The organism is Flavobacteriales bacterium, assembly GCA_021296215.1.
Classification (GTDB): domain Bacteria; phylum Bacteroidota; class Bacteroidia; order Flavobacteriales; family ECT2AJA-044; genus ECT2AJA-044.
Map to the genome: position 1 here is coordinate 7,480 of JAGWBA010000090.1, position 2,208 is coordinate 9,687.

Annotated in this window: 1 protein-coding gene; it reads right to left on the bottom strand. The window is 47.0% G+C overall.

Annotation, left to right across the window (positions count from 1 at the left end; translation table 11 throughout):
* Positions 1-1,378 (bottom strand): recombinase family protein (locus tag J4F31_11415; protein MCE2497164.1); only part of this gene is annotated, 1,378 nt, incomplete at its 3' end.
* Between the last annotated feature and the right edge of the window lie 830 nt (positions 1,379-2,208).

Below are 2,208 nucleotides of genomic sequence, written 5' to 3' on the forward strand. Positions count from 1 at the left end.
GGCGGTTCGACCCAATTTTTTCCAAAAACGATTTTACTGCGTAGAAATCGTTTGAAGAAGCAAGTTTTTCCGCGCACACAGCCGTTTCCAGCCAATCGCGCAAAGGTTCGACCCAATACACTCCACCACTCTTTAAATCTGACTGTTTTTGGATAAGTTCTGTTTTGGTCTTTATCAATTCATCCTTCTTTCTTAGGTATGAATCCTTTTCGATCATTCCATCCAAAAACCCATTCACCAGCTTGTCTAATTTCCGTTCGGTCTGCTGCAATTCCTTTTCAATTTCAATCGCTGCATCCTCCCTGTTCTTTCGCTCATCCTTCACCCATAAATCAATTTGCGCATCCATCTTTTCAGTCCAACCGTCAGGCAATCGAATTTTGCGCAAATATTCCCGCGCTTGTTCCTCCATTGAATCATCGCGCAGATATGATTGTGAACACGGTCCGAACTTCTTTGAGCAACGGTAGTAGATGTAAGTTCCACCATTCCCACGCCCATATTGTGCCGTGATCGCTCCACCACACTCCCCGCATTTCAGCAACCCGCCAAAAGGAAAACCGTGCTTGTGTTTACTCCTTCGTGGTCGCCCGTTTTCCTTTAGCCGCGATTGCACTGCTTCAAATACTTCGCGCTTTATCAACGGCTCAAAATTGCCTTCGTAGGTTTCACCTTTGCGCACAATGATTCCAATATAGGCCGGATTCCTCATGATCTTATGCACAGTCGATAAGGCCAATGGCTTCCCTTTGCGCGTTGTAATTCCCCACAGGTTCATTTTCTCTTGTAGCTTCGTTAAGGAATAGCCACCCCGCGCAAATTCTGAAAATGCTTTTTTGATTAATCGAGCCTTTACAGGGTCAGGTTCTATGTTTCGCGTTTTCGGATTATGCACATAACCAAGCGGAGCAGTTCCGAAGTATTCCCCACGCCTTAGCTTCTGCCTAATCCCGCGCTGTATGTTTTGAGCCAAATTGTCCGAGAAGTATTTAGATTGGCCAAATGCCACCTGCAACATAAACAGCCCTTGCGGGGTTGGCTCAAACCAAAAGGACGGGAATTTCAACGCTACCAATTTCGATTGGTCGATCAGGTAAATGATTTGCCCACCGTCCGCACTATTCCGCGCCAACCTGTCAGGATGCCAAGCAATGATGCCAACAGGCTCTTTACTCGCATATATCTTTTCGGGCATTCGATTAAATTCCGGCCTGCCCGGCTGCTTCGCGCTCTTGCTCTCCACAAATTTTTCAGAGATAACAATCCCCTCTTTTCGTGTGTAATTCGCAAGTTCCACCAATTGAGTCTCAATTGACATCACTTGCTTTTCTTCCGATTCAGATGATTTTCTTGCGTAGAGAAAAAATTTGTTCGCCATAGTTTGTCCTCCTATTTATCATTTGGTTTATATAAAAGGCCACCGCACAAGGCCGAAAAACTTGCTTCTTCTTTGCGCCTTGAGGGCACAATTGGAAAAAATTAGGTAGTTCAGGGTGCAAAACGCTTTCGGGGCACGCGCTATCGCGCACTAACCCCTCAAACTGTTTCGCCCCCTTCACGTTCGCTCCGCTCACCGAACCGCCTAATGAAGGATAAAAAAGCCCTAATGGATTAAGCCCCTTCCAATGAAATAATCCCCAAATACAAGGGTTTCCGATAGGGCGGGTGGGAGTGGCAACAATGCCAGTAATTCAATAGTGTGGTCTCTGCTGTATAAAGTTCGAACATATTATCAACAATCAATTCACAGTTAGCAGTCGTCAGCTTCGGTCGGTAGGCGTCGGGGGCATCCACCGTTGCTTTCCTTCGGTTCCGGGCGCTTGGGGCATCCCAAGCGCTTCAATTTTTCGGGGTTCTTCCGGTTCCACCGGATCAGCCGCGCTTCGCGCTGGCTGCTTTTCTGCTGCCTTCGGCAGTTTCTTTTCGGGGGTTCTTCTTTGTGTTTTCTTCTCCTGCTGCCGCTACCTTTGAAGGCGTAGTAAATGCAGATAACCAACGCCCCGCAAAGCATAGGGCGAAACACCTGCTTCGCAGACTAATTTCACCCTATGCCTTGCTCTCACCCTCGCTCAAACAGCTACTAACTTCTAAACAAGCGATAAGCATGTTGTAGCATTCTTCTGCTAATGCTCACACCCGTCCAAAACGTTTTTTGCCGCACTAAACACCTGTTGAAAGTCAGGAGTTTAGCTCTTTCACTACCCCAAT